At 63.2% G+C, this 24,423-nt stretch carries 26 protein-coding genes; 7 read left to right on the top strand and 19 right to left on the bottom strand.

The window, feature by feature from the left end:
* The first annotated feature begins 46 nt into the window (after positions 1-46).
* Positions 47-517 carry a copper chaperone PCu(A)C gene (locus tag BN60_RS04225; protein WP_020694750.1) on the top strand — a complete coding sequence of 157 codons (471 nt, stop codon included), beginning with the start codon at positions 47-49 and terminating at the stop codon, positions 515-517.
* A 24-nt stretch (positions 518-541) separates the two neighbouring features.
* On the opposite strand, the gene BN60_RS04220 is transcribed toward BN60_RS04225, so the two are convergent.
* The 6 genes from BN60_RS04220 to BN60_RS04195 all read right to left on the bottom strand — a co-directional run bounded on the left by BN60_RS04220 (position 542) and on the right by BN60_RS04195 (position 5,693).
* Entirely contained in the window at positions 542-937 is a 396-nt protein-coding gene (locus BN60_RS04220; protein WP_020694749.1) for an MAPEG family protein, read from the bottom strand.
* A gap of 24 nt (positions 938-961) precedes the next feature.
* Positions 962-1,600 carry a uracil phosphoribosyltransferase gene (upp, locus tag BN60_RS04215; protein WP_020694748.1) on the bottom strand — a complete coding sequence of 213 codons (639 nt, stop codon included), beginning with the start codon at positions 1,598-1,600 and terminating at the stop codon, positions 962-964.
* 15 nt (positions 1,601-1,615) lie between these two features.
* Positions 1,616-2,791, bottom strand: a complete 1,176-nt coding sequence (locus BN60_RS04210) for a URC4/urg3 family protein (RefSeq protein WP_043283625.1) — start codon at positions 2,789-2,791, stop codon at positions 1,616-1,618.
* The gene (locus BN60_RS04205; protein WP_020694746.1) at positions 2,788-4,023 is read right to left on the bottom strand and encodes a GTP cyclohydrolase II; all 1,236 of its coding nucleotides are present in this window, start codon (positions 4,021-4,023) and stop codon (positions 2,788-2,790) included. Before BN60_RS04205 ends, BN60_RS04210 begins: the two co-directional genes overlap by 4 nt.
* A gap of 101 nt (positions 4,024-4,124) precedes the next feature.
* Positions 4,125-4,514 (bottom strand): c-type cytochrome, encoded by a 390-nt coding sequence (locus BN60_RS04200; protein WP_202949782.1) that lies wholly within the window; start codon positions 4,512-4,514, stop codon positions 4,125-4,127.
* A 3-nt stretch (positions 4,515-4,517) separates the two neighbouring features.
* Positions 4,518-5,693 (bottom strand): molybdopterin-dependent oxidoreductase, encoded by a 1,176-nt coding sequence (locus BN60_RS04195; RefSeq protein WP_020694744.1) that lies wholly within the window; start codon positions 5,691-5,693, stop codon positions 4,518-4,520.
* Positions 5,694-6,008: 315 nt separating this feature from the next.
* Between BN60_RS04195 and BN60_RS04190 the strand changes: the two genes are divergently transcribed.
* The 3 genes from BN60_RS04190 (at position 6,009) to BN60_RS04180 (ending at position 7,200) form a co-directional block, all read left to right on the top strand.
* The gene (locus tag BN60_RS04190) at positions 6,009-6,317 is read left to right on the top strand and encodes a hypothetical protein (RefSeq protein WP_148283324.1); all 309 of its coding nucleotides are present in this window, start codon (positions 6,009-6,011) and stop codon (positions 6,315-6,317) included.
* Between the two features lie 52 nt (positions 6,318-6,369).
* On the top strand, positions 6,370-6,822 hold the full coding sequence (locus BN60_RS04185; RefSeq protein WP_020694742.1) for a cupin domain-containing protein: 453 nt from the start codon (positions 6,370-6,372) through the stop codon (positions 6,820-6,822).
* 72 nt (positions 6,823-6,894) lie between these two features.
* Positions 6,895-7,200, top strand: a complete 306-nt coding sequence (locus tag BN60_RS04180) for a hypothetical protein (RefSeq protein WP_020694741.1) — start codon at positions 6,895-6,897, stop codon at positions 7,198-7,200.
* A 3-nt stretch (positions 7,201-7,203) separates the two neighbouring features.
* Here the strand turns inward: BN60_RS04180 and BN60_RS04175 are convergent, their stop codons facing one another.
* Complete coding sequence (locus BN60_RS04175; RefSeq protein WP_020694740.1) at positions 7,204-8,901, bottom strand: N-acyl-D-amino-acid deacylase family protein; 1,698 nt, start codon at positions 8,899-8,901, stop codon at positions 7,204-7,206.
* 273 nt (positions 8,902-9,174) lie between these two features.
* Positions 9,175-10,659 (bottom strand): SGNH/GDSL hydrolase family protein, encoded by a 1,485-nt coding sequence (locus BN60_RS04170; protein ID WP_148283323.1) that lies wholly within the window; start codon positions 10,657-10,659, stop codon positions 9,175-9,177.
* An 87-nt stretch (positions 10,660-10,746) separates the two neighbouring features.
* Between BN60_RS04170 and BN60_RS04165 the strand changes: the two genes are divergently transcribed.
* A complete protein-coding gene (locus tag BN60_RS04165; protein WP_043283620.1) occupies positions 10,747-11,811 on the top strand; it encodes an LLM class flavin-dependent oxidoreductase in 1,065 nt (354 codons plus the stop codon).
* 15 nt (positions 11,812-11,826) lie between these two features.
* On the top strand, positions 11,827-12,798 hold the full coding sequence (locus BN60_RS04160; protein WP_020694737.1) for a polysaccharide deacetylase family protein: 972 nt from the start codon (positions 11,827-11,829) through the stop codon (positions 12,796-12,798).
* Positions 12,799-12,807: 9 nt separating this feature from the next.
* On the opposite strand, the gene BN60_RS04155 is transcribed toward BN60_RS04160, so the two are convergent.
* The 8 genes from BN60_RS04155 to BN60_RS30715 form a co-directional block, all read right to left on the bottom strand.
* Positions 12,808-13,968 (bottom strand): phytanoyl-CoA dioxygenase family protein, encoded by a 1,161-nt coding sequence (locus BN60_RS04155; protein WP_020694736.1) that lies wholly within the window; start codon positions 13,966-13,968, stop codon positions 12,808-12,810.
* A 12-nt stretch (positions 13,969-13,980) separates the two neighbouring features.
* Complete coding sequence (locus BN60_RS04150; RefSeq protein ID WP_020694735.1) at positions 13,981-15,177, bottom strand: ABC transporter substrate-binding protein; 1,197 nt, start codon at positions 15,175-15,177, stop codon at positions 13,981-13,983.
* A gap of 85 nt (positions 15,178-15,262) precedes the next feature.
* Positions 15,263-16,468 carry a hypothetical protein gene (locus BN60_RS04145; protein ID WP_020694734.1) on the bottom strand — a complete coding sequence of 402 codons (1,206 nt, stop codon included), beginning with the start codon at positions 16,466-16,468 and terminating at the stop codon, positions 15,263-15,265.
* 101 nt (positions 16,469-16,569) lie between these two features.
* Positions 16,570-18,159, bottom strand: coding sequence for an ABC transporter substrate-binding protein (locus BN60_RS04140; RefSeq protein ID WP_020694733.1), 1,590 nt, complete (start codon positions 18,157-18,159; stop codon positions 16,570-16,572).
* A 132-nt stretch (positions 18,160-18,291) separates the two neighbouring features.
* The gene (locus BN60_RS04135) at positions 18,292-18,735 is read right to left on the bottom strand and encodes a DUF3617 domain-containing protein (RefSeq protein WP_020694732.1); all 444 of its coding nucleotides are present in this window, start codon (positions 18,733-18,735) and stop codon (positions 18,292-18,294) included.
* Positions 18,736-18,774: 39 nt separating this feature from the next.
* Positions 18,775-19,110: an STAS/SEC14 domain-containing protein gene (locus BN60_RS04130; protein ID WP_020694731.1), complete on the bottom strand. Its 336-nt coding sequence runs from the start codon at positions 19,108-19,110 to the stop codon at positions 18,775-18,777.
* Positions 19,111-19,164: 54 nt separating this feature from the next.
* On the bottom strand, positions 19,165-19,539 hold the full coding sequence (locus tag BN60_RS04125) for an STAS/SEC14 domain-containing protein (protein WP_020694730.1): 375 nt from the start codon (positions 19,537-19,539) through the stop codon (positions 19,165-19,167).
* Between the two features lie 54 nt (positions 19,540-19,593).
* Entirely contained in the window at positions 19,594-20,226 is a 633-nt protein-coding gene (locus BN60_RS30715; protein WP_020694729.1) for a creatininase family protein, read from the bottom strand.
* Positions 20,227-20,335: 109 nt separating this feature from the next.
* Here BN60_RS30715 and BN60_RS30710 point away from each other — a divergent pair, with 109 nt between their 5' ends.
* Entirely contained in the window at positions 20,336-21,271 is a 936-nt protein-coding gene (locus tag BN60_RS30710; protein WP_020694728.1) for a hypothetical protein, read from the top strand.
* On the opposite strand, the gene BN60_RS04110 is transcribed toward BN60_RS30710, so the two are convergent.
* The 3 genes from BN60_RS04110 to BN60_RS04100 are packed head-to-tail and all read right to left on the bottom strand — an operon-like array spanning position 21,247 to position 24,419.
* Positions 21,247-21,933, bottom strand: coding sequence for an aspartate/glutamate racemase family protein (locus BN60_RS04110; RefSeq protein WP_020694727.1), 687 nt, complete (start codon positions 21,931-21,933; stop codon positions 21,247-21,249). The two genes, BN60_RS30710 and BN60_RS04110, sit on opposite strands and share 25 nt — an antisense overlap.
* A 10-nt stretch (positions 21,934-21,943) precedes the next feature.
* Positions 21,944-23,332 (bottom strand): amidase, encoded by a 1,389-nt coding sequence (locus tag BN60_RS04105; protein WP_020694726.1) that lies wholly within the window; start codon positions 23,330-23,332, stop codon positions 21,944-21,946.
* Positions 23,316-24,419 carry an AbrB family transcriptional regulator gene (locus BN60_RS04100; protein WP_020694725.1) on the bottom strand — a complete coding sequence of 368 codons (1,104 nt, stop codon included), beginning with the start codon at positions 24,417-24,419 and terminating at the stop codon, positions 23,316-23,318. The genes BN60_RS04105 and BN60_RS04100 overlap by 17 nt, the downstream gene beginning before the upstream one ends.
* Between the last annotated feature and the right edge of the window lie 4 nt (positions 24,420-24,423).

The raw sequence follows: 24,423 nt of genomic DNA, 5'->3' as shown, positions 1-24,423 counted from the left end.
TCTGCTCCGACCATATCCACCCCAACTCCTTGAAAGGAATAAAACCATGACTCTCCGTCGCTGGCTCGTTGCCACCGTCATCGCGATCTTCGCCCTGCCGGCGTTCGCACAGGACTACAAGGTCGGCTCCCTCGAGATCGTCAATCCCTGGACACGCGCGACGCCGCCCTCGGCACAGAGCGGCGGCGGCTTCCTCACCATCACCAACAAGGGCACGACGCCCGACCGGCTCGTCGCCGTGCGCAGCGCAGCTGCCAACAAGGCCGAAATTCACGAAATGAAGATGGACGGCAACGTGATGCGCATGCGCGAGCTGGAAAAGGGACTGGAGATCGCGCCCGGCGCCACCGTCGAACTGAAGCCCGGCAGCTATCACCTGATGTTCATGGAGTTGAAGGCGCCCTTCGCCAAGGACGCCAAGATCCCGGCCACGCTGGTCTTCGAAAAAGCTGGTTCGGTCGATGTCGAGCTGAGCGTCGCCGCGATGGGTGCCGCATCGCCCGCCATGAAACACTGAGGCGGGCGACGCGACGATGAGGAGCTATATCGCCTTCAGGAGTTCCCAGGCGATCATGGCCATGCCGATCACGGACACGAACCAGGCGAGCGTACGCAGCCAGGCGATGCCGGCGACATAGATCACGGCATAAGCGAGCCGAGCCCAGAAGAAGATCATGGCGCCCATCGCCGTCATGGCGCTGGCCTTGCCGGCCACTGCTGTGATCAGGACCAGGGCCGCGAACAGCACCATGTTCTCGATCATGTTGAGGTGGGCACGCTTGGCGCGGCCCGCCCAACCGGGAATCTCGCCAAGGCCCTCGCGGTTACCGGCGAGCGTGTTGAGACCGACCGCTTGGTTGGCGCCGATTGCCGCCACCAGCACTTGCACGAACGTCAGGATCGTAGAGAAGAGGAGGTATTTCAGGTCCGGAGACATTGCGTTGCTCCTGCGCTTCTTGGGCTATTTGGTCCCGAAGAGACGGTCGCCCGCATCGCCGAGCCCAGGAACAATATACCCGTGATCGTTGAGTTTTGCATCGATTGCTGCCGCGAACACTTGCACATCTGGATGAACTTCGGCGAAGGCTCGTGCGCCCTGCTCCGAACCCAGAATGCAGATGAACTTGATCCTTTTGGCACCTGACTCCTTCAAGCGGTCGACGGCGGCGATCGCGGAGTGCGCAGTGGCGAGCATGGGATCGCAGACAATGACGTCGCGGTCCGAGATGTCCTGCGGGATCTTGAAGTAATACTCGACCGCCTGAAGCGTGCGTGGATCGCGATAGAGACCGACATGGCCCATGCGTGCCAGCGGCACGAGGTCGATAATGCCCTCGGCAAGCCCGAGGCCCGCGCGCAGGATCGGCACCACCACCAGCTTCTTGCCGTCGAGCAGCGGCGCTTTCATCGCTTCAATCGGCGTTTCGATGTCGCGCTCGACCAAGGGCAGGTCACGCGTGGCGTCGTAGCCCAGCAGCAAGCCCATCTCGCGCAGCAGCCGGCGGAAATTCGTGCTCGACGTCTCCTTGTCGCGCATCTTGCTGAGCTTGTGCTGCACCAGCGGGTGGCTCACGACATGGATCGAATGCGGCAATGACATTGATGAAGACTCCCCTCAAAACACCGTGCCGTCGCTTTCTATGGCGATCGGCGGCCCCCCGCCCGGGCGACGCTCCGCCGCGAGCCTGCGTCCGGCAAACCAGGTACCGGCCTCCAGCACTTTGACCAACGGCAGACGAGCGGCATCGAGGCCGAGATGGCCGCGCACATGCTCGGCGATGCGGTCGAGCAGCATCACCGTCAGCGCCCGCCATTCGACAATGGCCTCGTCGCCGGGCTTGAACGCCTTTTCCAACAGCGCGCGCTGTTTGGGGCGCAAGGCACCGGCATCGACCAGGAGCCCGCCGTTGCGATACTCGGGCAGGCCGGTCAACGCATCGAGCGCGACGACGCGCAGTCCCGCGCCTTCGATCGGCTCGACCAGCGAATAGCTCATCCATTGCGAGAGCTTATGGAATGGGACCAGCCCCGCGGCTGGATGCTCCCAGACGTCACCGAGCTTGGTCGGCCAGATCGGCGAGAGCTTGTCGAGGACCGCCGCCAGAATCGATTCGGCCTTCACCTCGCTGCTGCCCGCGACGATATCGAACAGCGCGCCCGGCCGTTCGAGCCCCGTGCCGCCCAGCTTGCGCAGCAGCTCGGCGCGACCTTCCAGGCCGAGCAGCGGATTGTGCGCCTTTACCTGAAAGCCCATGGCGATATCCATGGGCGTCAACGCCGCGAGACGCTCGGCATCGACCCGCAGAGGGTCGCCCTTGGCGTCGCGGCTGAAAGCGCCATGGGCGAACATGTGCAGGCTCGCCACGCCGAGCCCTTCGGAGCGCGCGTAGGTTTCACCCGTGCCCGGCTCGCGATAGCTCCAGGCGGTGCCGGCACCGGCGTCGAGCAGCACCGACACGACCGCGAGGTCGATGCGGCGACGCGCGATCTCTTCGGGCGGCAACCCCTTCAGTCGCTCAGCCAACGCGCTCCAGCGATCGCGGCCGCCGACTTCAAAATGCCGCCAGCGCGAATGGAAAGGGATGGCTGCCGGATTGGGAAAGCGCTCCCGCGTCACGGCAAGCGTCGCCTGTACCGCCGCTTCCAGCCCGTCGCCCGACAGGGAAAACCAATGCGACTGCCCGTCCTCGACATGCTTCAGCACCCTGGCCGACCGCTCGCGAATGGCCGCTGGTGTGCGGAGGTAGGCAATCGAGTCAGTCGTTGGACGAGTGCGCCCCAATGACGTCATTCGTCCAACCCCCTGCCCTTGGGCCTAGCCAGCTCCTCGACGGCAGGCTTCTTCGGCGTGAAGTAGCCGGCGGCCTTCTTGGCATCCATTTCGACCTGGGCGTCTGCAGGAATCAGTTCATCGGGAATCGGCACCTGTTCGACCACCTCGATCCCCTGTTCACGCAAGGCATCGGACTTCATGTTGCTCATCGACGCAAAGCGGTCGATCCGCGCGATGCCCAGCCAATGGAACAGGTCGGGCATCAGCTCCTGAAAACGCATGTCCTGTACGCCGGCGACGCATTCGGTGCGGTTGAAGTACTGCGCCGCAGAATCGCCGCCCGGCTGGCGCTTGCGCGCGTTGTAGACCAGGAACTTGGTCACCTCGCCCAGCGCCCGGCCCTCCTTGCGATTGTAGATGACCACGCCAACGCCGCCCTTCTGCGCCATCTCGATGCAGATCTCGATGCCATGCGCGAGGTAGGGCCGGCAGGTGCAGATGTCGGAACCGAACACGTCGGAGCCGTTGCACTCGTCGTGGAGGCGGCAGGCGATTTTGGTTTCCGGCTTGCCGAGCTTCCGCACGTCGCCGAAGAAATAGATCGTAGATCCACCGATGGGCGGCAGGAAGAGTTCGAGATCCATGCGCGTGACGAGCTCGGTGTACATGCCGCCGGTCTGCTCGAACAGGGTGCGGCGCAGATCGGTTTCCTTGACGCCGAAACGCTCTGCGATCCCGGGCAGCCACCATACCGGCTCGACCGCAGCCTTGGTGACCTTCACATCGCCCGACGAACTCAGGATGTCGTTGTCGGGTTTCAGCCGCCCGGCCGCGATGGCATCGCGGATTTCCGGCATGTGCACATGCGCCTTGGTGACGGCGATGGTCGGGCGGATGTCCCAGCCCGCCGCCAGCTTGTCGGCGAATACTTCGGCCACCATGTGGCCCCAGGGATCGAGCGACACGATCTTCTTCGGGTCGAACCAGCTTTCGAACGGGCCGATAGGCTCGGCAGGCGACGTATTGGTAAAGTCAGGCCGATGTCCGGCCTTCAGCTCCTGCGCCGCGATCGCCAAAGCGCGATAGATGCCGTAGCTGCCGGAATGCACGCCGATGGCATTGCGCCGTGCAGGATCCGCCACCGTGCCCACGACGGGGCCGCGAATTGCCGGATCGCGCGCGCCCCAGACGACCGGAGGCGCGGCCTGGCCGCCCTGGCTGGGATGGGTATTCAGTCTGATATGAGCCATGTGCCTTCCAGATCCCTCGGAGCGGGAAAGCGAGGCAGTGTAGTCCCTGTGGATTACGAAGGAAAGAATCTCAGGAAGGGCGGAAAGTCGGGGAAATCCAACTACTTGGCGCCCCTGGTCGCCTGCAGATAGTCGACGATGGCCGCGACATCGGCCTCTGCTACCGGCGCCTTGTAGGCATGGATCATCTTCTCGACGATGTCCGTCCACACGGCCCGGGTGAGGTCGGGCTGGGTCAGCACCATGCCGGCGGAGTGGCAGGACAGGCAGTTGGCGGCAACCGCATCCGCCTTCGCGCCGCCGGGGAAGGCCACGTCGCTGACCGGCAGCTCTACGGACACCGACTTCAAAACAAAGCCCGCGGCCGGCGACGTAGAGGCGGCGACCACAGGCGGCGGCGGAAGCTGGACTGCGGGATGGCCGATCAAGGCAAGCACCAGACCCGCCAGGATCGGAACGGCAAAGCCAACCACGCCCATGGAGATTTTCATCGGTCAGGCCACCTTCGCGCGCACCGTCTCGATGCCATTGTGCATGAACCCGCTGGGATTCCAGTTGTTCGCCCGCGGTTGAGCGAGCCCGTCGTCGTTGGTGCAGCGGACCATCAGTGCGAGATCGCCGGCGGCCGGCGTCACCTCGGCCTGCCATTGCCGGAAGCTGTACTTGCCTTCGTCGCGGCCGAGAACCGTCGGCAACCAGGTGGTGCCGCCATCCATCGAAAGATCGACCGACCTGACCCCGGTCGCACCGCCGAAGGCGATGCCACGCACTAGGTTCTTCAGGCCGGCCTTCAAAGGCTCGCCAGCCCTGATGTTGGTAATGAAGGAGCGCGGCACCATTTTCGTGATTGGCACCATCGCAACGCCAGTCTGGCCCGGCTTCATGTCCGCAGCTGGCGTATCGGGGATCAGGTACGCGCTCTTGGTCCAGAAGTTCTCATCAGGTGTCGACAGCACTTCGATGCGGTCGAGCATCTTCACCCAATAGGTCGAGTACCAGCCCGGCACCACGAGGCGCAGGGGAAAGCCATTCAACAGCGGAAGCTGTTCGCCGTTCATGGCGTAGGCGATCATCACTTCGCCGTCGCGCGCATGATCCAGCGAGAGCGACTTCATGAACTTCGGCGCGTCACCCACCACGGGCTCGTCGAGCCCAGCGAAGCGCACGGCGACGGCGCCGGGCTTGATGCCGGCACGATCCAGCACGTCGCGAAGCTTCACGCCCATCCACTTGGCGTTGCCCATGGCGCCGTTGGCCCACTGCGCGCCGGCAACACGCGGCTCTGTAAAGCCGCGCGAATTGCCCGAGCATTGGTTGACCGCCGCCAATTCCACGCGTGGCAGGCCGTCGACGATCTCCTTCAACGACAGCGACAGTTCTTTGTCGACATGGCCCTGCACGGAGAGCCGGAAGGTGTCGACGCCGATCTCGGTCGGAATGACCGCCCAGTGCCAACGCACGTAGAAGGCATCGTTGGGCGTAAAGACGCCGCGGTCGAAGACTTCGAACGGTGTTTCGAGCAGCGGCGGGCGGGTCCGCTGCAGGATCATCGGTCCCTTCTGGGGAAAGGCCTTGGTGACAACCCGCTTGTCAGGACCGCCCGGCAAAGGCAGTGCAATCGTGGTCGGAGTCGCCGGACTTTGCGCCCAGGTGGCGCCCGACACGAGCATGAGGCCGCCCGTTCCGGCTTGCGCCAGAAAGGCCCGTCTCGATGATGTTTTGCTATTCACGGCGCCCTTTTGGACGATTGGGAGTCAATCCGAAAGCTAATTGGATATATCGCAATATAACTGCACCTTTTTAGTTGCGCTGTTTCGCCTCGGCTGCACTCCCGAAATCGTGTTCGCGTTTCCACTGCAGTAATGTGTATATATCATGACGTGTGTGGGAAGGAGCTCCTGCTGGCGGACTGCTTTTGGGGAGCATCTGTCAGGCGGGAGATCTCCGTTGCTGTTGTCCGATGGACGCTTCGATGGGGTTCTAAGATGAAGTCGTTGGGTGTGGGTCTTCTACTGGTTGCGATGGCCGCGGGACTGGCCTGGGCCCAGCAGGCGGCGGCACCGCCGCCTGCTCAACAGCTGCCTTCGAAGATTTGTCTCTCGCAGTACACGCCGATGCCTGGCCAGTCGGCCGCGGGGCTGATCACAGCAGGCTATGACATCAAGGCGGCCGTGCCGGGCGGTCTATGGGTGCAGAAGGATCGCGAGGTCTACTACTGCAACTCCGGACGACCGCTTGAGACCGAACCGCTATGCTGGCGTCTGCGCGAGCCGAGCGCCGGCAACTTCTGCTGACCGGGGGACTTAATAAGGGCATGCTCGCGTCCAACGTCAGACGGAGGATGGCATGCCTGACCTGTTCCCCACGACCGAAGAGGTCACGCAGGAGAAACTGAAAGACGATGCCGCCACGGGTGGGCCGAGCATCGTCAATCACGTCGGACCGGACTCGTTCAAGAAGGACGGACTGCGACCGTTCTTCGAGTACCGTCCGCTCGGCCTCAAAGAACTGACCGGCGGTAAAGTCGGCGCACACGTGATCCGTGCGGTTCCCGGCCAGCACCCCGACGCCCCCCGTCACAGCCACGCGCTCGAATTTCAGTTCGTCTATGTGCTGAAAGGTTGGGCAATATTCGAGTACGAAGGGTACGGCCAGCATAAGCTGGTTGCGGGTTCGACCGTCTATCAGCCGGCGGGCGTGAAGCATAAGGAGATCGACCATTCGGACGATCTCGAACTGATTGAAATCACAATGCCTGCAGACTTCGAGACGTCGATCGAAGACGAGGCTTCTTCCTGAAGACCACCCCGGAGTCGTTGCACCGGAATCGCCATTCCCCTAAGTTTCCCTGCGCTTTTTTGGGGGAAACTCATGAAATTGCTAGGCACTCTCGGCCTGGCCTGCCTGGCGTCAGGGGTTGCTTTCGCGCAGCAGCCCGGTGGTCCTCCGTCTACCGGATCCAAGCCCGCCTCCTGCCAGTCGCAGTATGCTGAAGCCCCTGCCTATTCGTCGGCTCTGCTCCTCAGCACCGGCTTCGAGATCAAGGCCGCAGTTCCCGGTGGCCTGTGGCTGCAAAAGCAGAAGGATGTTTACTTCTGCAACTCCGGCCGCGCTGCCGACGGCGAGATATTGTGCTGGAAACTGCGCGTGCCGGTGAAGGGCCAGCCCTGCCAGTAACCTCTAGGCGCCGTGCCGCAACAGCCGGCCCGAATGCGTATTGGTCGGCTTGTCGTCGCGCATCGTCACCTGGCCGTTGACCAGGATGTACTTGTAGCCTGAGGCGCGCTGCACGCGACGCCATTCGCCGCCCGGCAGGTCATGCGCGATCTCGTCGGGCAGCACTTTCAACCCGTCATAATCGTAGATCACGATATCGGCCGGTGCGCCCTTCTTCAGAACGCCGCGGCCGCGGAAACCCGCCACTTCCGCCGGCAATGCCGACAAGCGCCAATGCACGTCCTCCAGGCTCAACATCCCGTGCTGACGCACGACCTTGCAGATCGTTTCCGTGGGATAGCGACCAGCCGTCAGGAACTTCGTGTGCGCGCCACCGTCGGAAACGCCGAACAGGATGTAGGGGTCGTCGACTAGTTCCTTCAGATACTCGATGCTGCCGTTGGGCGGCGCGGCGAAGAACTCCGTTTCGAGATTCTCCTCCACGGCCATGTCGAGCATCACGTCGACCGGATGCTTGCCCATCCTCTCGCCGGCATGGGCCAGCGTGTAGTCGAGCCACTTCTTGTTCTTCTCGAGCTTGGGCCCAACGATCGCGATCTGCGGCAACGGACCCGTCGCTGTGATCGGCAGGTTGTCGCGCAAGGCCTGGCGGCGTGCCGGATCAGCCAGCTTGGCCAGGCGCTCCGCGCGCGTGCCGGTCGTGGCATCGCACCAGGCCTGCGAATCGTCGAACAGGTTCCAGTCTTCGAAGGTGAAGGTGAAGCCGGCATCGGTGGTGAGCCCCTGCCCCACGACACGGATACCGCGCTCACGACAGCTCTTCAGCCACGCCAGTTGACGGCGATGAATCTCCGGCCGGTGATCGAAGGCCTGGATCACGTTCATGATCATCGGCCGCCCACTGATGCTGGACAGTTCCTCGTAGAAGGTGCGATCGCGGGCGTTGTCGCCCGAGATCAGCAGCATCTGCATGAAGCCCTCGTTGCGCTGGGCAAGTACGCGGGCGAATTCGCGGCAGGTTTCGTCGTGCATGACGTCCGTCGGCATCGGCGTGCCGTCATAGTCGCGTTGCACCGCGGAGGGGCCGGTCGGCAGCATCCGCTGGGCCGACCAGCCGCAGGCGCCGGCATCCATGGCCTCGTGCAGCAGGCGCTTCAGCTCCGCGTGCTGCTCGGGCGTCGGCAACTCGCCGGCCTTGGCGGCTTCGAAGCCCATTACCCAGATCAGCAAGGGCGAGACCGGCACGTAGGGCAGGATGTTCACGGCCTTGGGCGTGGCGTCGACGCTGTCGAGGAATTCCGGGAAGGTCACCCAGTTCCACGGCATGCCTTCCTTCATTGAGGCCATCGGGATCGCCTCGACCCGGGTCATCGACATCATGGCGCGCTCGCGCTCTGCCGGACGCACCGGCGCGAAGCCGAAGCCGCAGTTTCCAATGACCACCGAGGTGATGCCGTGCCACGACGAAAGCGTGCAGTAGGGATCCCAGAAGAGCTGCGCGTCGTAGTGGGTGTGCAGATCGACGAATCCCGGCGCCACGATCAGGCCGCCCGCGTCGATCACTTCGTCGGCCTCACCGGCGCCGATCTGGCCGATCTCGGCGATCACGCCGTCCTTGATGCCGATGTCGCCGCGGAAACGTGGCAGTCGGCTGCCATCAACGACCATGCCTCCCCGGATTACGCGATCGAAACGCGCCATGCTTCCTCCACTACGCTTTTGCTTCTGTTGCAAAAAGCGTGGGCGGCGCACGAAAACCTGTCAACGCCGACGCCACCGCGTCGCAAAACCACGACTGCTGGCTGGCTTCTGTTCACAGGACCGCAGCTCTAGTGCTTGCGCTTATGCTGCAACTTGACTATGACGCAAGCGTCAGTTGTGGCGCTGGGCAGAACCTCGGGGGAGAGTTCTCGGACTGCGACCGCTGGCTTGTGGTGGGTGTGTGGAGTGCCGGCGGCTTCTCGCCGCCGGCACTCAACCCGCCTTCTTCTTGCAGTCAAATGTAATCTGGCGTGGCTTGAAAGGCTGAACCGCGGGCGCTGGTGGAAAGTCCTTTTTGGGCCACGCGCCATCCGCAAGGTGGTGCTCGATCAGCGGGACCAGAAGCTGGAACATGACCCAGCCGCGCAGGCGCACCCCTTCAGGCGTGCCGTGGATCGCGTCGATGAACAGGTTAGGGTCCCGCGGCATCCATTTCGAGACATCGAGAAAGGCGAGCCTGTGCTCGGCGGCATACTTGGCGAACACGCGATTCTGGAAAGTGGCGAGCCGCTCCAAGTCGCGATAACGGTACGGCGAGTATCCGACATTCAGATACTCGAGAATGCCCCGGTGGCGCTCCGGATCGAGCACCATGCCGTCCGACACAAGCCACACGAATGACGAGAGCGCGAGCTCGCCGCCCAGTCCTGCGGTCACTCCGCGAACGATGTCGAGATCATGCAGAATGGTGGGCAGGTTTACGGGCAGGTCGGTGCGGGACAGGTCTGGATCACGTTCGTCGAGCCCGCTGGGCCAGACGAGCTTGTATTCGGGCTTGGCCCATTCGCCGCCGTCCTTCTTGGCCTCGCGCGAGGCCAGCAAGGCCTGCAGCCGCCGCGCCAATGCAGAGCTGTAGGCGAGGTCGGTCAGGGCGCGCTCGAAGGCAGTCGGCTGCTTCTTTTCCATCAGCTCCGCATAGGACGGCTGCGGCGGCAGGTTCGGCACGAGCGAGCGCAGATTGAACTGGTTGGCGCCTTCGTAATAGACGACCAGATCGGGCGCGAGCGGTGCCACTTCGCCGCGCATGATGGCGGCAATATCGGTCGAGTTGATGCTCTCGCGGCCGGCGTTCAACACCTCGAAACGCACGTCGAATTTCTTGGCCGCCGCCCACTGATTCAACCAGTGCCAGACATACTCCGGATAGGAATACGGAAAATTGTGCGACGCCACCGTCGTCGAGGCACCGACGAAAGCAATGCGAATGGTCTTGGGCTGACGCGCGACCGGCACAGGTGGACCGCGGAAACCGTAGGCATTGGTCACCAGGCCATTCGGCGTCGTCGCGTCGGGCAGGAAGCGGTAAGGCGGCCGCGGCGAACCATCCGGCGGGTCGTAAACAAAGAGACGCCCCGGAGCCTCCTTCAGATAAGGATGCTGGCAGGGATCGCCCACGAAAACGCTGTTCCAGGCCTTGAAGGCATCGGCACGGCGGGTCGCGCCGCTAACGCCGCTCAGGTCGATCTCGCGGTCGAGAGCGCGCCACTCCGCCGGGACGGCATGGCGGTTTGGCAGCGGCGGCGGGTCCTGGGTGAACCACGCGCGCTCGACGCCCGGTGCCAACGGAATCCTGTCGAGATACTGCCGCGCCGACTGATCGTCGCCCGCTTCCAGCCATCGCACCATGGCCTCGGCCGCCGCCGTGCACAGCACGACGGTGACGATAACCAGCAGAGAGTTCTTCAGCACGTTACGCACGTCTGCCTAGTTAGTCCGTCCTACCTCACGATGCCAGACCGCATGCTATAGAAACACGGACCATGCCGAGAGTTCATGGAGAATTCGATGCAGTTTGGTTGGTTGACGCTTGCCATGTCCCCTTCTCCCGACGAAGACGGGGCCCGCATAGATCAGATCGTTGCCCAGGCCTGCGAAGCCGAACGCCTGGGATTCTCCGACGTCTGGCTGACCGAGCACTACTTCACCGGCGAAAGCGTCTACTGCGACTCGCTCATGTTCGCCGCCGCACTGGCGATGAAAACAGAGAAAGTCCGGCTTGGCTTCGCCGTGGTGCAGACGCCCTTCCATCATCCGGTGCGGCTGGCCGTACAACTCGCCCTGCTCGACAATCTCAGCAAAGGCCGCATCGACGTCGGAATCGGCAAGGGGACAGCCTACAACGAATACGAGTTCGTCGGTCACGGCCTGCGCAGCAACGACAGCCGCGAGCGCATGGAGGAAGCTGTCGACATCCTGCAGCGCGCCTGGCGGGAAGCGCCGCTCGACTACGATGGCCGCTTCCACAAGCTGCATGTTCCGGCGATCCGGCCCAAGCCCGTCCAGCTCCCCGGCCCGCCCCTGTGGCGCAGCGTGATCTCGCCGGGCTCTTTCAAGGAATGCGGCAAGCTCGGCGTACCGATCCTGACGGCACGCCTGCCGGTGGAGCGCATCAAGGAGCGCTGGGCGACTTATGCGGCCGGCATCGACGAAGGCGGTCACGACGAACAGACGCGCGCGACGCTGCTCGCCAAGAGCGCACTGTGGCGCAACGTCTATGTCGCGGAATCCGACGCCGAAGCCGAGGATGCGCTGGCCGGCCTGCTGGTCGAGACACGCGCGCACATGATGCATGTGCGTGAAGCGCACAATCCGGCCGATTTCGAGCCCGATCCGGCGGCCCTCAATGCCTGGACCGACCCCAAGGTGCCGGACTCCGAGGCGATCCCCTTCGTGCTGCGCACCGGCTCGCTCTATGGCTCCCCCAAGCGCGTGCGCGAACAGGTGGCCGAACTGCGCGATGTCGGCGTGCGGCACCTGCTTTGCCAGACCGGCTTCGGCGCCATGAACCATGCGCAGAACCTCGCATCGATGCGGCGCTTCGGCGAGCAGGTCATGCCGGCATTCGCGTAACGGGAGGAAAAATCGATGGCCGAGCCCATTTCACCGAACGGACCGATCCGGCTTGCCATCAGCATGGATGACCTTCTGCTGTGGCCGGACATGCCGTTGGCGTCGGGCTACACGCATCTCGGCATCGCGCAGGCGATGACCGACGCCATGAAGCGGCACAAGGTCGCTGGCACCTACGCTTTTTCGGCCACCAGTCCGGCCGAAGGACGGCCCGACCTCCTCCGTACCTTCGATCATTGGGTAGAAGCCGGGCATCACATCGCCAATCACACCCATCATCACGCGAACCTGAACTGGGTGACCGTGCCCAAGTATCTCGCCGACATCGAGCGCACCGAGACCGTGATCCAACCCTGGTCAAGCCGCGTGCCCACGCGGTACTTCCGTTATTGCATGGATAATTGGGGCAACACGCCCGAGAAGCACGAAGGGGTGAAGGCTTACCTCGATCGTCACGGCTTCACGCCCGCGCCGATCAGCATCTGGTTCTACGATACAGAATTCCTGGCGCCGCATTGGCGAGCGTCGAAAGCCGGCGACACCGACGGGTTGAAACTGGTTCGTCGCCTGTTCGTCGAAACGGCCGTGCAGCAGCTTCGCGTACAGGCCGCTGCGGCGCGCGCGATGTTCGGGCGGGACCCGGCACATATCTGGCTGATCCACGGCACACCGTTGGCCGCCGACTGCCTCAGCGAGATCCTCGACCGCTTTCAGGCGGCCGGAGTCGAGTTCATTTCGCTCGAAGTGGCGATGACCGATCCGTTCAACTGCGAGCCGGTGCCGATCGTCACGCCGCGCTTCCTCAATCAGGTGCAGAAATGGGCGGCGCTGAAAGGCGTCGCCATCGAAGATTGCCCGCCGGCAGTCTTCGAGGAGATCGACCGCATCTCGCCGATGCCGGGGCACAGCACGCCCGAAGTCATGGGCCGCGTCTTCCGCGCCATCTCCGACAGCATGGAAGGCGTCTTCATTCCCAAGATGTACTAACCAACTCTCCTAGATCGACAGGTCGAGGAGGTTGTAGTCCTTGATACTTGCCCGGGCGGCGGCGTCCCAGCGATAGGTTTCGTCCGCTTCGGCATGCAGCCGGTAGACATAGGGCGTTTCGGCCGGGAAACGCTGGCGACGGGCATCGATGGCGTAGCCGATCAGCTTGGCACGTTCGTGGATGCGCTCGGCATCGTAGACCGCTGCCTTGTTGTGAACGCCGCCGCCCTTCACGCCCAGCACCGACTTGCGACGATGGAAACCGAAATTCACCGTCACGCGCCAGTCCTTGCTGGTATTGGCAAAGGAACCGTGCAGCGTCTGGCGGTTGGTGATGCAGACATCGCCCGGCTTGCAGACCATCGGCACGGCGTCGGGCAGCCGCTCGCTGCCGGCCTTGGCGACCACCGACTTGATGTCGATCTTGCCCAGCTTGTGCGAGCCCGGCACGACCCAGACGCCGTTGGCCGGCGTACAGCCATAGAGCTGCGCCATGAAATTGAAGCCATGCGCACCTTCGTCCCAATCGGGACTGTCCCAGTGCGTGACACCGTCCTGATGCCAGGCGACGGAAGCACCACGACCCGGTTCCTTGATGAACAGCGCTTCGTTGAAGGGTGCAAAGTCGGGTCCGTTGATGGCCGCCGCAACGGCCAGCAGTTGCGGATGACCGTAGACACGCAGAGCGGCTTCCGAAAACTGCAGCGAGCCCAGGATGAGGTAGACGATCTCCTTGGGAGCATCGGCGGCGGCCTTCGGCTCGAACATCTTCACCTGGTGGCGGCCGTTGGCGAGCGTCGTGCCGCCGAACGGATCGCCGAGCGGCTTGGACCAGAGCAGGTTAGGCGCCGTGCAGTCGACTGCCAGCGCAGGCCGCCCCTTGGCGTCGACCGGCGCGCCTCGCTCGACCGGCAGCCGGTCGAGAATGTCGCGCAGGTCGCGTTCGATATCGGCCAGCTCGTCCGCCTTGAGGACATCCTCGAAGACGTAGAAGCCGCACCGCCAGTAGGCTTCGACGATCTCCGGATGCAGAGCGCCGTCGGCGGTGAAGCGGATCGGACCGCGATTGCCCAGTGCAAAGGCCCGCTTCTCGCCATCACGAAGGTAGGCCTGCATCGCGGCCTCTTCCGGCCCGTAATCGGCCGTGTGATCGAGTGCCGTCTGGCCCATCGCACGCCTCCCTCAGTCGACGTAATCCCAGCTCGTTCCGTTGAAGCGCTGCAGCTTCATATAGGTGATGACGCGATAATCAGTCGGGCTGGTGTTGATGCGACTCTCCGGTAGCAACAGACCAACGCGGAAGTTCTTCAGGTTAGCCGCCTGCGCCATGATGTTCTCGCGCGTGAGATTATCGCCGGCCTGACGCAGCACCTGCTCGAGCGTCTGGGCATATGCGTACCCTGCGGCATTCAGGATGTCGGAGAGTTCAGCGCCCGGCATGTTTTCGTTCATCCAGGCAACCCAGGCCTTGACGTCGGGATCGTCCTTCCATTGCGGGTCGGTGACATCCTTCATAAAGCCCGCCGTCAGGATGCCCTTGGACTTCTCCAGCCCCGCCGGCTTGAAGGTGGCGCCGACGGAGGCTGCGCCGAGGTGCAGATAGGTCGTAGGCTTCCAAGCAAGATCGTCCATCTTGCCGATCGCCTGGGCCGCCTGCTTGGCATAGGTGAAGAGGAACAGCGTATCGGCGCCTGTTGCCTTGAGCGCGATGAGCTGGCTGTCGATCGTCGGATCCGTCGCCTGGAAATTCTGGGTGCCGACGATCATGGTCTTGGCCTTGTCGCCGAGCGCGATCTGCAGGCCATGCAGCATGTCCTTGCCGAAATCGTCGTTCTGGTAGAGCACGGCGATCTTGGCGTTGGGCGTCTTGGCAAGCACATGCTTGGCGTAGAAGGCCGTCTCGGCCTGGAGGTTGGGCTGCCAGCCCATCGTCCAGGGGAACTTCGCCGGATCGTTGAAGGCCGTGGCCCCGGCGGCGATGAAAAGCTGCGGCACCTTCTTCTGGTTCATGTAGGGGCGGATCGCCATGTTGAGTGGCGTGCCCAGCACATTGAACACCAAGGCCACCTGATCGCTCTCGACCAGACGGCGCACGTTCTCGACCGCCTTAGGCGGCGAATAGCCGTCGTCGAGCGTGATGAAGGTAATCTTGCGGCCATTGATGCCGCCTTTGGCGTTCAGCCACTTGAAGTAGGCTTCCTCAACCTTGCCGAGCTGGCCGTAGGCCGATGCCGGGCCGGAATAGGCGATGGTCTGTCCAACCTTGATTTCGGTCGCCGAAGTTCCGGGACCGTATTTCGGCTGCGCGAACGCCGAGCTCGCACCGAGTGAGACGACAGAAAGTCCGGCGACAAGAGCCGCCGTTCTGAAAAACCGCATGCGCTTCCTCCGCTTCCTTATTGGGAGAAAGCCTAGGCCCGCCGACGCAGTGGCGCACGCCCGCTGGCGCCGTCAATTTCGCAAGTCAGATCGACGGGCGGCGACACCGGGCAGACGTCGTCGTGCCACTGGCGACGTCCTTCAGCAGACCAAGCGCCGGCTGCATCAGTGCGCCGGCCAGAACTTCCTGCCCGCGCTCACTGTAATGGGCGCCGTCGGTATAGATCTCCGCAATGTCCGACTGGTCGAAGATGCCGGTGAGATCGACGAAGCGCTCACGATAGGGGCTGCTGGCAATCCCCTGCTTCATCAATTCGTAGAAGCGGCGCATGCGCTTCTCCGACAGGACATCGCTCGCAGGAAGACCGCGGTTGATCGCCGTGAAGCTGCGGGCTGGCTGGACGGCGACTAGGCAGGCCCTGCCATGGGTTGCACAGTCCTCCAGGACCTCGTTCATGTTCTCGAAGTAGATATCGACTGCGGTTGTAGCGTATTGGGCGAAGGCTGCGTCGTCTTCCTCGAGGCGCTGGCGATAGGTCTGAACGACCTGCTTCACCTCGGACTGCAGCACAGCGTTCGCGATGCTGCTGTGCTTGGCCAGCCACCAGATAAAGCCGTCGGTGAAGAATTGTCCGAATCGCACGCCCAGTACAAACGGATCCCCAGGCCGTGTCGCCGAACTCATGGGAACGATGAGATCGTTCTGCGAATTCAAAATCAGGACGGCACGGGCATCGCGCGGAACGGCGGCGAGGTAGTAGGCCATCTTGTCCTGCAACGACAGATATCCGCCCATTGCACCATTGAAGAGATAGAGATCGTCGCGATGAAGCTGCTTCCGCAGCTTGCCTTCGAGAAGAGCATGCCAGGTGGCCTCCTTGCTCTGCGCAGAGTGCCCCTGCGCCACCGATCCACCGAGCACATAAATCGCGGCGGCATTGGGTTGCTCGCAGGCCAGGCGGTCGATGGTGGCGGCGTCGTAACGCGACAGCGTGTGACGGAAGAGGAAATCAGAGAGGTTCGTCGAGGAACGAGGCGTCGGCGTTCCGCCATCGTAGTAGTAGCCGAACAATCCCTCGGCATAGCCATAGGCCAACGGACCCGATGGACCACGCGCCATCTCCGCATTCGTCGACAGATTGTCGAACTCCGCCAGCGTATAGATCGGGTGATAGGGCGTCTGGATGACGAGTGGCTTCAAACCAAACACGGTGCGGGCGACAAACTCCGCTGCAACCAACGACAGAACAACAACGACAAACGTCGAAACGATCGACTTAGACAGCGACATCACAGCTCCGAAAAGTCCTGTGGGCCTGCAGCCCGGAAACTACGCTCCGGGCTGCCGCTGATCCAAATTAGATCGTCTCTTCGTCGATGCCAACAGGCGGTCTATCGCTCGAGCCAGACATCGTCGAAGCGCCAGTTGTTGTAGATGCTGTTGACGTGAAGAGTGACGTTCTTCACGGCCGGCTGCCAACAGCCGGCGATCCGGCCGTAGGAGATGATCGGCCGGGCGATATCTTCCTGCAGCCTGCGATCGATTTCCCAAACCATCTTGAGACGCTTCTGTTGGTCGGTCTCTCGCGACTGCTCCTCGAAGAGCTTGGTCATCTCCGGATTGCAGTAGTTGTTGTAGTTGCGCAGCGATCCGCAGCCATAGTTCTCGAACAAGGTGACATCGGGATCGTCGACCGCGACGCCGCTCAGGTTCAGGGCCACCACGTAGTCCTTCTTGAAGACGCGGTTGTAGTAGACGGTGGTGTCGATGATCTCGAGTTCGCCGTCGATCCAGATCTGCTTGAGCTGGTCGATCAGGATTACCGCGGGATCCTTGAAGGTCGCGATGTTGCGCGTGCTGACCTTGAGCTTCAGCCGCTTGTCGGGACCGAATCCCGCCTGCTTCATCAAGGCGCGCGCCTCCTCCCGGTTCTTCTCGACGTCGCCGTAGCCCACGAAAGTCTTCAGCACCTCCGGGGGCACACCCCAGTTGCCGTCAGGCGGCGGCAGCATCGCCCCGCTCATCTTGCCTTCGCCTTCGCTCAAGATATCGATGAAGGCCTGGCGATCGAGCACCAGGGCCAATGCCCGTCGCACCTTCGAATCGTTGAACGGCGCTACCTCGTTGTTGACGATCAGGTTGGTACTGACGCCGCTCTCCCGCATGGTGCACTGCGCCTGCGGGGCATCGCGTTTGATATTCTTCAGCAGCGGGACCGTGATATCGGCCGGGAAAGTCATGTCGAACTTGCCGGCGATGAAGGAGAGCATACGCGTCGAGCGGTCCGGAATGATCGAGTACTCGATACCGTCGAGATAGGGACGTCCCTTCTTCCAGTAGTCGGGATTCTTCACGAGCTTGATGCCTTCGTTCATCCTGAACTCGGCCAGCTTGAAGGGCCCGGTGCCGACAGGCTTGCGGCGCATGTCGGCAGCAGGAACGTGGCAAGGGTAGATCGGCGAGTAACCCGAGGCGAGCAGCGCCAGCAGCGACGGCTGCGGCTGCTTCAGGTGCAGGGTGACGTCGAAGTCGCCGCCGGCTGTCGCCTTCTCGACGTTGCCCCACCAGGCCGAACGCGGATTGCGACGCAGCTTATCCTCGCCAAGCAGCAGGTCGAAGGTGCAAACCACGTCCTTCGACGTGAACGGCTTGCCGTCATGCCACTTCACGCCTTCGCGCAGTTTGAAGGCGAGTTGCTTGCCGTCGCCGCTCCATGACCAGCTCGTCGCAAGATCCGGCACGATCGACTCGAAGCTGTTCTTGGCGACATTCTGGTCGAACACGACGAGATTGTTGTAGAGTGCCATGAACGGCACGGCGACAGACACGGTCGCTTCTTCGTGGATCGACGCGCTGGGCGGCGTATCCATGTGCTGGATCTTCAGCACGCCACCCGTCTTCTGGCTCCAGCCAGGACCTGGAGCAAGAATCAATGCGGCCGCCGCAGCGGCCAGGGCGAAACTCCCTGCCCTTATCTTCATACAGTCTCCTCCTCACGCAGGCCGCGTTAACGAAGTCACGGCACCATTCAGTTGGCGGGAGTATGAAGACCTGTCTGAATTTCACAAACTCTGCAGAGCGATACCGTATGAACGCTCTGGCGTTTGTGAACGTTACGGGCAGTCGCCGATTCGCTTGCCGCTCAACACGGAGCTGCCCTTGACCGTCGTGCCGGACTTGTCCTTGGCCTCGATCTGCCCCAGCCCCTCGTAGCTCGTGGCGCTGTAGGTAACTTCCGCCTTCGCCGTGACACCTGCAATTGCGTCGGAAGGCGGGCAGGTCAGCGTGGCCGTCAGCACACCTGCCTTCTTGGCGCCCTCCTGGTACGTGCAGCCGTGTTCCTTCATCTCGGCCGGAGTTGGAAAGAACAACCGTTCGAGCTTGGCATCGTCGCCTTTGAGGCAAACCTTCTTCGATGTGGCAGGCGTGGGTTCCAAGCCTTCCATTGTGGTCTTCTCCGTAGCTTCCCACTCACCGGCCTGAATGGCGGTCTCGGCGTGGGCGACACCGACGATCGCCGTCGTGACCAGGATTGCAGTTATTCCAACCAGCTTCATTTCCATCTCCGTCAGTTGGCCGCCACTATACCTGATCGCCTACTGCGGTTGAGCGTCGATCCAGTCGCGGGCAGCCTTGAAAGTCTCGAAGATCTTGGTTCGACGATCGGCAGCCGCCAGGGCACCGAACAGCCGGCCAAGGCTCTGCGTCTTGTCCGCAGCAGCCACGATGGCAAGTGCGCCGGTCTTGCCCTGGCCGTGATAGGTGCGCAGCCGAACGCTCAATACCATCATCTCTTCGTCGGTCATCGCCGACCAAGCCTGGCTGCCATCGAACAGCTTGCGATAAGGCATCGTACCTGCCGCGACGACGGCATCGAGATACTCGACGAGCTCCTTCAATGTGATCTCGCCTTCGGCCGTGGCGAGAAGCATCTGTCGTGACTGATCAACAGACCAGCGGATGGACATGCAAAGTAGCCTTCGACTTTATTTCGGGAAGCTCTCGATCCAGCGGCGCGCCGGCTCGATCGATTCGAAGACGCGCATCGGACGCTTCGCTGCCGCGAGAATGCCAAGGACGCGAGACACCAGCTCGCTCTTGTCGGGTGATATCACGATCGCCAAGGGACCGAAGGCATCGCCCTTGGAATGGCGATCGCGGATCTGCGCACCGATCGCCAGCAGATCCTCGGCACTCATCGACGTATCACCGTTGCTGGCGTCGAACAGCTTGCGATAGCCCATTGCATGCGCGCCATCGAGCACATGCAGGTAATGCTCCATCTCCGCACGCGTCACGTCACCATCTGCGACAGCAACGACGAGATGGTCCCTGGAATCGATCGTCCAATGGAGAGACATGGCGAAGTTTTGTGACAGCCAATGCCGTAAAAGGCCAGAGAATCCGGCATTTCTTCACTCTCCGAGACTCGGCCATTTCGCTTTGAGTGTAATTGCCACGTCGTCGACCCAGGCCGACATCAGACGTTCGCCCTTGAAGGCTGTCGCCTGACCGGGATCGCCGGGACCAGCCGATGGCACCGGACGAACGCTTCGCGGGGCAAGCGCCAGGATGATGGACGTCTCACATTCGCTGGCTGACTCATCGTCGAGACGCTCGATCAATGCTTCGGCAGGAGCACCCATGCTCCCTACTCGCAGCACCAGCGCATCGCCCCAGTCACCTGGAGGTTCTTCGATCGAGGCTCCGACATCGAGAAGGGCGATACGCTTCACGCCCTGAGCGCGAAATCCGCCGACAAGCTCTCGAAGCACTTGTCTGAACGTCTCACGCCGAAGGTGCTGGCTGCCGGCATGAGACTCGTGGGCGGGTTGGACGCCGAAGCCCACCACCGGCGCGACGACGATGGGTAGCCGCTCGATCAGCCTTTGCCCCAGGGCACGAGCTATGAGGGCATCAGTGCCGAGCGGCAGATACCTTCCATGAGCCCGGCTGGCGGCAGCCACAGGAATGACGACCACGTCATCTCGATCGAAGCGAACCTTGGCCTCGGGCCAGGTGAGATCCTCCAGCCAGACGCCCTTCATTCCGACACGCCTCCCGGACACGCATACGACCGACGGATGCGTATCCGGGAAGCTGGGCCTGCGCCAATGCAAAACGTGCCGCGGGTCGGCCTGTGCTAGAGTTTGCCTAATGAATCCCGTCGTCTTCGTCTTGGCGCACATGGGGAGGCGCGCCACCACCCTGCTGCCGTTCTCCCTGCTCCTCGGGCTCCTGTTCCAGGATATCGCTGCGGCAGCACGCCCGCTTCTGATGCCGCTCGCCGTCACCCTGTTGATGCTGGCCCTGGCGCGGGTTGACTGGGACCGGCTCAGCGCCCTGCTGCGCCGCCCCGGCCTGGCCATCGCGCTGTCGCTTCTCAATCTCATCGCTGTGCCGCTGGTCGTCTGGCCGATCTGGCAGGGGCTGGGCCTGTGGCCCGGCCTGGTTGCCGCGCTTTGCCTCAGTGCCATGGCGCCGGGCATCATTTCGGCTGCCACGACGGCGACCTTCCTCAGGCTCGATTCGTCGCTGGCCCTCCTCATTTCCCTGTTCACCAACTTCCTGGTGCCCTTCACCCTGCCGCCGCTCGCGCTCTGGCTGCTGGGGCTCGATCTCAAGATCGGCCTTCTCGACCTCAGCCTGAGGCTCGGCCTGATCGTGGCGCTGGCGCTCGTCGGGGCGATCGTCATCCGTCGCTTCCTCGGGGCCAAAGTCACCGAAGCCGGCCCAGCGCTCGACGGACTGTCGGTTGTGGTGCTGATGATCTTCGCCATCCCGTTGATGGATGGCGTCGTGGCCCGCGCCGTGGCCGAACCCGTAAAGCTCGGAGGCTTCATCGCCGGCGCTTTCGCCGGCATGCTGCTGTGCAACCTCGTCATGGCGGTCGGCATGTTGCCGATCCTCGACCGGCGCATCGCCCTCACGGCCGGCTATTGTTCGGGCGGCCGACACAACGCCCTGCTGATGGCGGTCCTGCCCGTCACCGCCGATCCCGACATCTTCCTGTTCATCGCTGCCGTGCAGTTTCCGATCTACCTGATCCCGACCCTGTTGCAGCCGCTCTATCGGCGTCTGTTGCCGTCCTGACGGGCCAGCTTGGCATAGAAGCCGTTCAACAAGTCGAGCACGTCGTACACTGGCAGGCCAAGGTCGGCTTTGAGAGCCTCCTTGTAGGGCGGCAGATTGGTGCATTCGAGCACCACCGTATCGATCTCGGGATGCCTGGCCACCAGCGCCCGACCGGCCGCAACCGCCTCGCGTTCGACCTGCTCGCGATCGAGCGTCAGGCCATTGCGCAGAAAGGTGTCGGCAAAGGAGCTGTTCTCCGGCAGGCCGACGAAAGGCGTGTCGCCCGGCGCTCCGACGGCCTCGAAATGTGCCGGCGTCAGGTTCTTTGCCGACGCCGTGATGACCCCCACCCGCTTTCCCCCGAGCTGCCGGATGAGAAGCAGCGCCGACGTCGCCACGGGCACCGGCGACACTGCGGCAAGATCGTCCTGATAGAGTGCGAGAAAGCCGCAGCTCGTCGAAATGCCTACCGCTCCCTCGGCCGCCAGCGCTTCGGCATTGGCCTTCAGCGCTGCCAGCACACGCGGCCTATCCGGATGCGTGGTCACGGCGTCGGACGAGCCGATGCCCTCCATGCGCCGGAAGATCACCGGATAGTCGAACGACGCGGCATTCCCGATGTCGCCGACGATGCGCGGAAAGCGCGTGTCGAGCATCAGGATGCCGAGGGGTGCCTTCATGGCGAGGCCGTTACTTCGGCTCCGGCCATTTCTTCTGCGCGCCGCGCGCGGTCTCGAACCAGCGCGAGAGCTGCATCACGCCGAGATCGTCGAAACGATGGCCGGCGATCTGCAGCCCAATCGGCTTGCCTTCCTGCGTGTAGCCGCAGTTGATCGACGCGGCCGGCTGTTCGCTCATGTTGTAGGGCATGGTGAAGGAGATGTGCTCCAGCGGACGATTGACGTCGTTGGTCGGCGTCTCCCATTCCGCCCGATAGGTCGGCACGGGCGAAACCGGCGACAACACGAAGTCGAAAGGCTGTGTCGCGCGCGTCGCAGCAGCGCGGATTGCCATGTAGTTGTTGACGCCGCGAATCACCATGCTGCCCGAGACATCGGCGCCGCCGCGGCACCAGTCGGCAATAAAGGGCAGCACCTTGGCCTGGCGCTCGTGACTCAACGCCGAGAAATCGACCCAGCTGCGAACCCGCCAGAAGAGGTCCTGCAGATGCAGCATGTCGGGCGACAGAAAGGGGGGCACCGGCTCGATATGGGCACCGGCATCGGCGAACAGCTTGGCGGCCGCTTCGACTGCCGCCTTGGTCTCGGCATCGACCGGCAGCCCCGAACCTGCATCGAGATGCAGACCGATCTTGAGGCCTTTGGGATCGCGCGGACCAGCTGCCCAGTCGATGGTCGCCGGCGGCAGGCTCATATGGTCACGTGGATCGGGCTTGGAGAGCTCGGCCATCAGCAGCGCCGAGTCCGCGACCGTGCGCGTCATGGGGCCGATGGCGCGACCGAAGAACGGCGGATCGACCGGGATGCGGCCAAGGCTGGGCTTCAGGGTGAAGATGCCGTTCCAGCAGGCCGGCAGGCGCACCGAGCCGCCAATATCGGTCCCGAGATGCAGCGGCCCGTAGCCTGCCGCCGCTGCGGCCCCCGCCCCCGAGCTGGAGCCGCCGGGATTCCAGGCAAGGTTCCAGGGATTGCGAGTCAGGGGATGAAACGAGCTGCGCCCCGAGGACAGCATGCCGTAGTCCGGCATGGTCGTCTTGGCGAGGATGATCGCTCCCGCCTCACGTACCCTCGCCGATGCCGGCGCGTCCGCCGCGGCGGGCACGAGTTCGGTCGCGGCCGTTCCGAGCGGCACTGGCACGCCCTTGGTCGCAATGTTCTCCTTGATGGTGATCGGCACGCCATCGAGCGATCCCTGCGGCTTGCCGGCCTGCCAGCGTTTCTCGGCTTCCTTCGCGGCCTTGCGGGCCGCTCCGAAGTCCGGCGCATAGAGGGCCTTCAGCTTCGGTTCCCAGGCTTCGATGCGGGCGATGACGGCGTCGGTCGCTTCGACCGGCGACAATTTCTTCGATTTGTAGGCGGCGAGCAGCTCGCCGGCGGTCATGTCATGGATGGCGGTCATTGGGGTAGCTTACACGCTCGGCAATGAATTTGGTCAATACTGGCGCCAGGAACAGCACGGCGAGAAGGCGAACCGTCTGCATCGCCATCACGAATGAAACGTCGCAGTTGGTCGAGGCGGCGATGATGGCAATCGAATCGACGCCGCCGGGGCTGGTCGCGAGATAGGCGGTCAGCGGATCGACGCCGATGGTGACGACCATCAACCAGGCGACCACGCCACAGAGTGCAATCAGCACGGCAGCGCAGGCGATGGCCCGCGGCAGCATGCGCGCGACGTAGAGCAGCAACGGACGCGTAAACCTGAGACCGATGTTCCAGCCGATAAAGGCAAAACTCACCGCCAACGCCCAGGGCGGCAATTCGACCGTCATCAGGCCGACATGCGCCAGCACGATGCAGATCACCAGTGGGACCAGCATGGCGCCGGCCGGGATCCTCAGAACACGCGCGATGAGAGGCCCCACGACGGCGACGACGAGCGTCTCGCCGAACGACAGCCAGTTCGCATCGGGGAACCAGGCGATCGCATCGCCACCGTGCGGCGCGGTCACACCGAACATCTTGGCCACCAGAGCCGCGACACCTGCCACCATGACGACGCGCAGATATTGCATGAAGGCGACAAGCCGGACGTCCGCACCATAGGATTCGGACATGATGGTCATAACCGACGCCGCTCCCGGACTGATGCCCCAGAGCGCCGTCGTACCGGGCAGCATCTGCAGACGGGTCATAAGCCAGCCCAGCAAAGTGCTCGCTCCGATCACGGCCAGAACCCCGACGGTGAAGAGCTGCCAGTGGGCCAGGATGTCGCCGACGATCGACAGCGGCACCATGCGCGCGATCATGCAGCCGACGACTCCCTGGGCGAAGACGAAGGCCGACAGAGGCATCCGGGGTTTGCCGCCGTTCGATGCGACGATGATGCCGGCGATCAGCGGCCCCAGCATGAGCGGCGCCGGCGCACGCAGCCAGATCAGCGACGCGGCGATGCCGGCTGAGATCGCGACGAGCAACACCCATTGCAGGGCCGGTGAAAGCCCGCCCAACCCTTTGGAGGATTTGTCTGCGGGCTCTTCGGTCATCGGG

The organism is Reyranella massiliensis 521, assembly GCF_000312425.1.
Lineage (GTDB): Bacteria > Pseudomonadota > Alphaproteobacteria > Reyranellales > Reyranellaceae > Reyranella > Reyranella massiliensis.
Note: the sequence above shows the minus strand (reverse complement) of the source record. Positions and strands in the feature narration are given on the sequence as shown.

What these genes read in the sequence shown, in the direction of transcription:
- BN60_RS04225 (WP_020694750.1), top strand. Translation starts at nt 47, where the DNA reads ATGACTCTCCGTCGCTGGCTCGTTGCCACCGTCATCGCGATCTTCGCC.
- BN60_RS04220 (WP_020694749.1), bottom strand. Translation starts at nt 937, where the DNA reads ATGTCTCCGGACCTGAAATACCTCCTCTTCTCTACGATCCTGACGTTC.
- upp (WP_020694748.1), bottom strand. Translation starts at nt 1,600, where the DNA reads ATGTCATTGCCGCATTCGATCCATGTCGTGAGCCACCCGCTGGTGCAG.
- BN60_RS04210 (WP_043283625.1), bottom strand. Translation starts at nt 2,791, where the DNA reads ATGACGTCATTGGGGCGCACTCGTCCAACGACTGACTCGATTGCCTAC.
- BN60_RS04205 (WP_020694746.1), bottom strand. Translation starts at nt 4,023, where the DNA reads ATGGCTCATATCAGACTGAATACCCATCCCAGCCAGGGCGGCCAGGCC.
- BN60_RS04200 (WP_202949782.1), bottom strand. Translation starts at nt 4,514, where the DNA reads ATGAAAATCTCCATGGGCGTGGTTGGCTTTGCCGTTCCGATCCTGGCG.
- BN60_RS04195 (WP_020694744.1), bottom strand. Translation starts at nt 5,693, where the DNA reads ATGCTCGTGTCGGGCGCCACCTGGGCGCAAAGTCCGGCGACTCCGACC.
- BN60_RS04190 (WP_148283324.1), top strand. Translation starts at nt 6,009, where the DNA reads ATGAAGTCGTTGGGTGTGGGTCTTCTACTGGTTGCGATGGCCGCGGGA.
- BN60_RS04185 (WP_020694742.1), top strand. Translation starts at nt 6,370, where the DNA reads ATGCCTGACCTGTTCCCCACGACCGAAGAGGTCACGCAGGAGAAACTG.
- BN60_RS04180 (WP_020694741.1), top strand. Translation starts at nt 6,895, where the DNA reads ATGAAATTGCTAGGCACTCTCGGCCTGGCCTGCCTGGCGTCAGGGGTT.
- BN60_RS04175 (WP_020694740.1), bottom strand. Translation starts at nt 8,901, where the DNA reads ATGGCGCGTTTCGATCGCGTAATCCGGGGAGGCATGGTCGTTGATGGC.
- BN60_RS04165 (WP_043283620.1), top strand. Translation starts at nt 10,747, where the DNA reads ATGCAGTTTGGTTGGTTGACGCTTGCCATGTCCCCTTCTCCCGACGAA.
- BN60_RS04160 (WP_020694737.1), top strand. Translation starts at nt 11,827, where the DNA reads ATGGCCGAGCCCATTTCACCGAACGGACCGATCCGGCTTGCCATCAGC.
- BN60_RS04155 (WP_020694736.1), bottom strand. Translation starts at nt 13,968, where the DNA reads ATGGGCCAGACGGCACTCGATCACACGGCCGATTACGGGCCGGAAGAG.
- BN60_RS04150 (WP_020694735.1), bottom strand. Translation starts at nt 15,177, where the DNA reads ATGCGGTTTTTCAGAACGGCGGCTCTTGTCGCCGGACTTTCTGTCGTC.
- BN60_RS04145 (WP_020694734.1), bottom strand. Translation starts at nt 16,468, where the DNA reads ATGTCGCTGTCTAAGTCGATCGTTTCGACGTTTGTCGTTGTTGTTCTG.
- BN60_RS04140 (WP_020694733.1), bottom strand. Translation starts at nt 18,159, where the DNA reads ATGAAGATAAGGGCAGGGAGTTTCGCCCTGGCCGCTGCGGCGGCCGCA.
- BN60_RS04135 (WP_020694732.1), bottom strand. Translation starts at nt 18,735, where the DNA reads ATGAAGCTGGTTGGAATAACTGCAATCCTGGTCACGACGGCGATCGTC.
- BN60_RS04130 (WP_020694731.1), bottom strand. Translation starts at nt 19,110, where the DNA reads ATGCTTCTCGCCACGGCCGAAGGCGAGATCACATTGAAGGAGCTCGTC.
- BN60_RS04125 (WP_020694730.1), bottom strand. Translation starts at nt 19,539, where the DNA reads ATGTCTCTCCATTGGACGATCGATTCCAGGGACCATCTCGTCGTTGCT.
- BN60_RS30715 (WP_020694729.1), bottom strand. Translation starts at nt 20,226, where the DNA reads ATGAAGGGCGTCTGGCTGGAGGATCTCACCTGGCCCGAGGCCAAGGTT.
- BN60_RS30710 (WP_020694728.1), top strand. Translation starts at nt 20,336, where the DNA reads ATGAATCCCGTCGTCTTCGTCTTGGCGCACATGGGGAGGCGCGCCACC.
- BN60_RS04110 (WP_020694727.1), bottom strand. Translation starts at nt 21,933, where the DNA reads ATGAAGGCACCCCTCGGCATCCTGATGCTCGACACGCGCTTTCCGCGC.
- BN60_RS04105 (WP_020694726.1), bottom strand. Translation starts at nt 23,332, where the DNA reads ATGACCGCCATCCATGACATGACCGCCGGCGAGCTGCTCGCCGCCTAC.
- BN60_RS04100 (WP_020694725.1), bottom strand. Translation starts at nt 24,419, where the DNA reads ATGACCGAAGAGCCCGCAGACAAATCCTCCAAAGGGTTGGGCGGGCTT.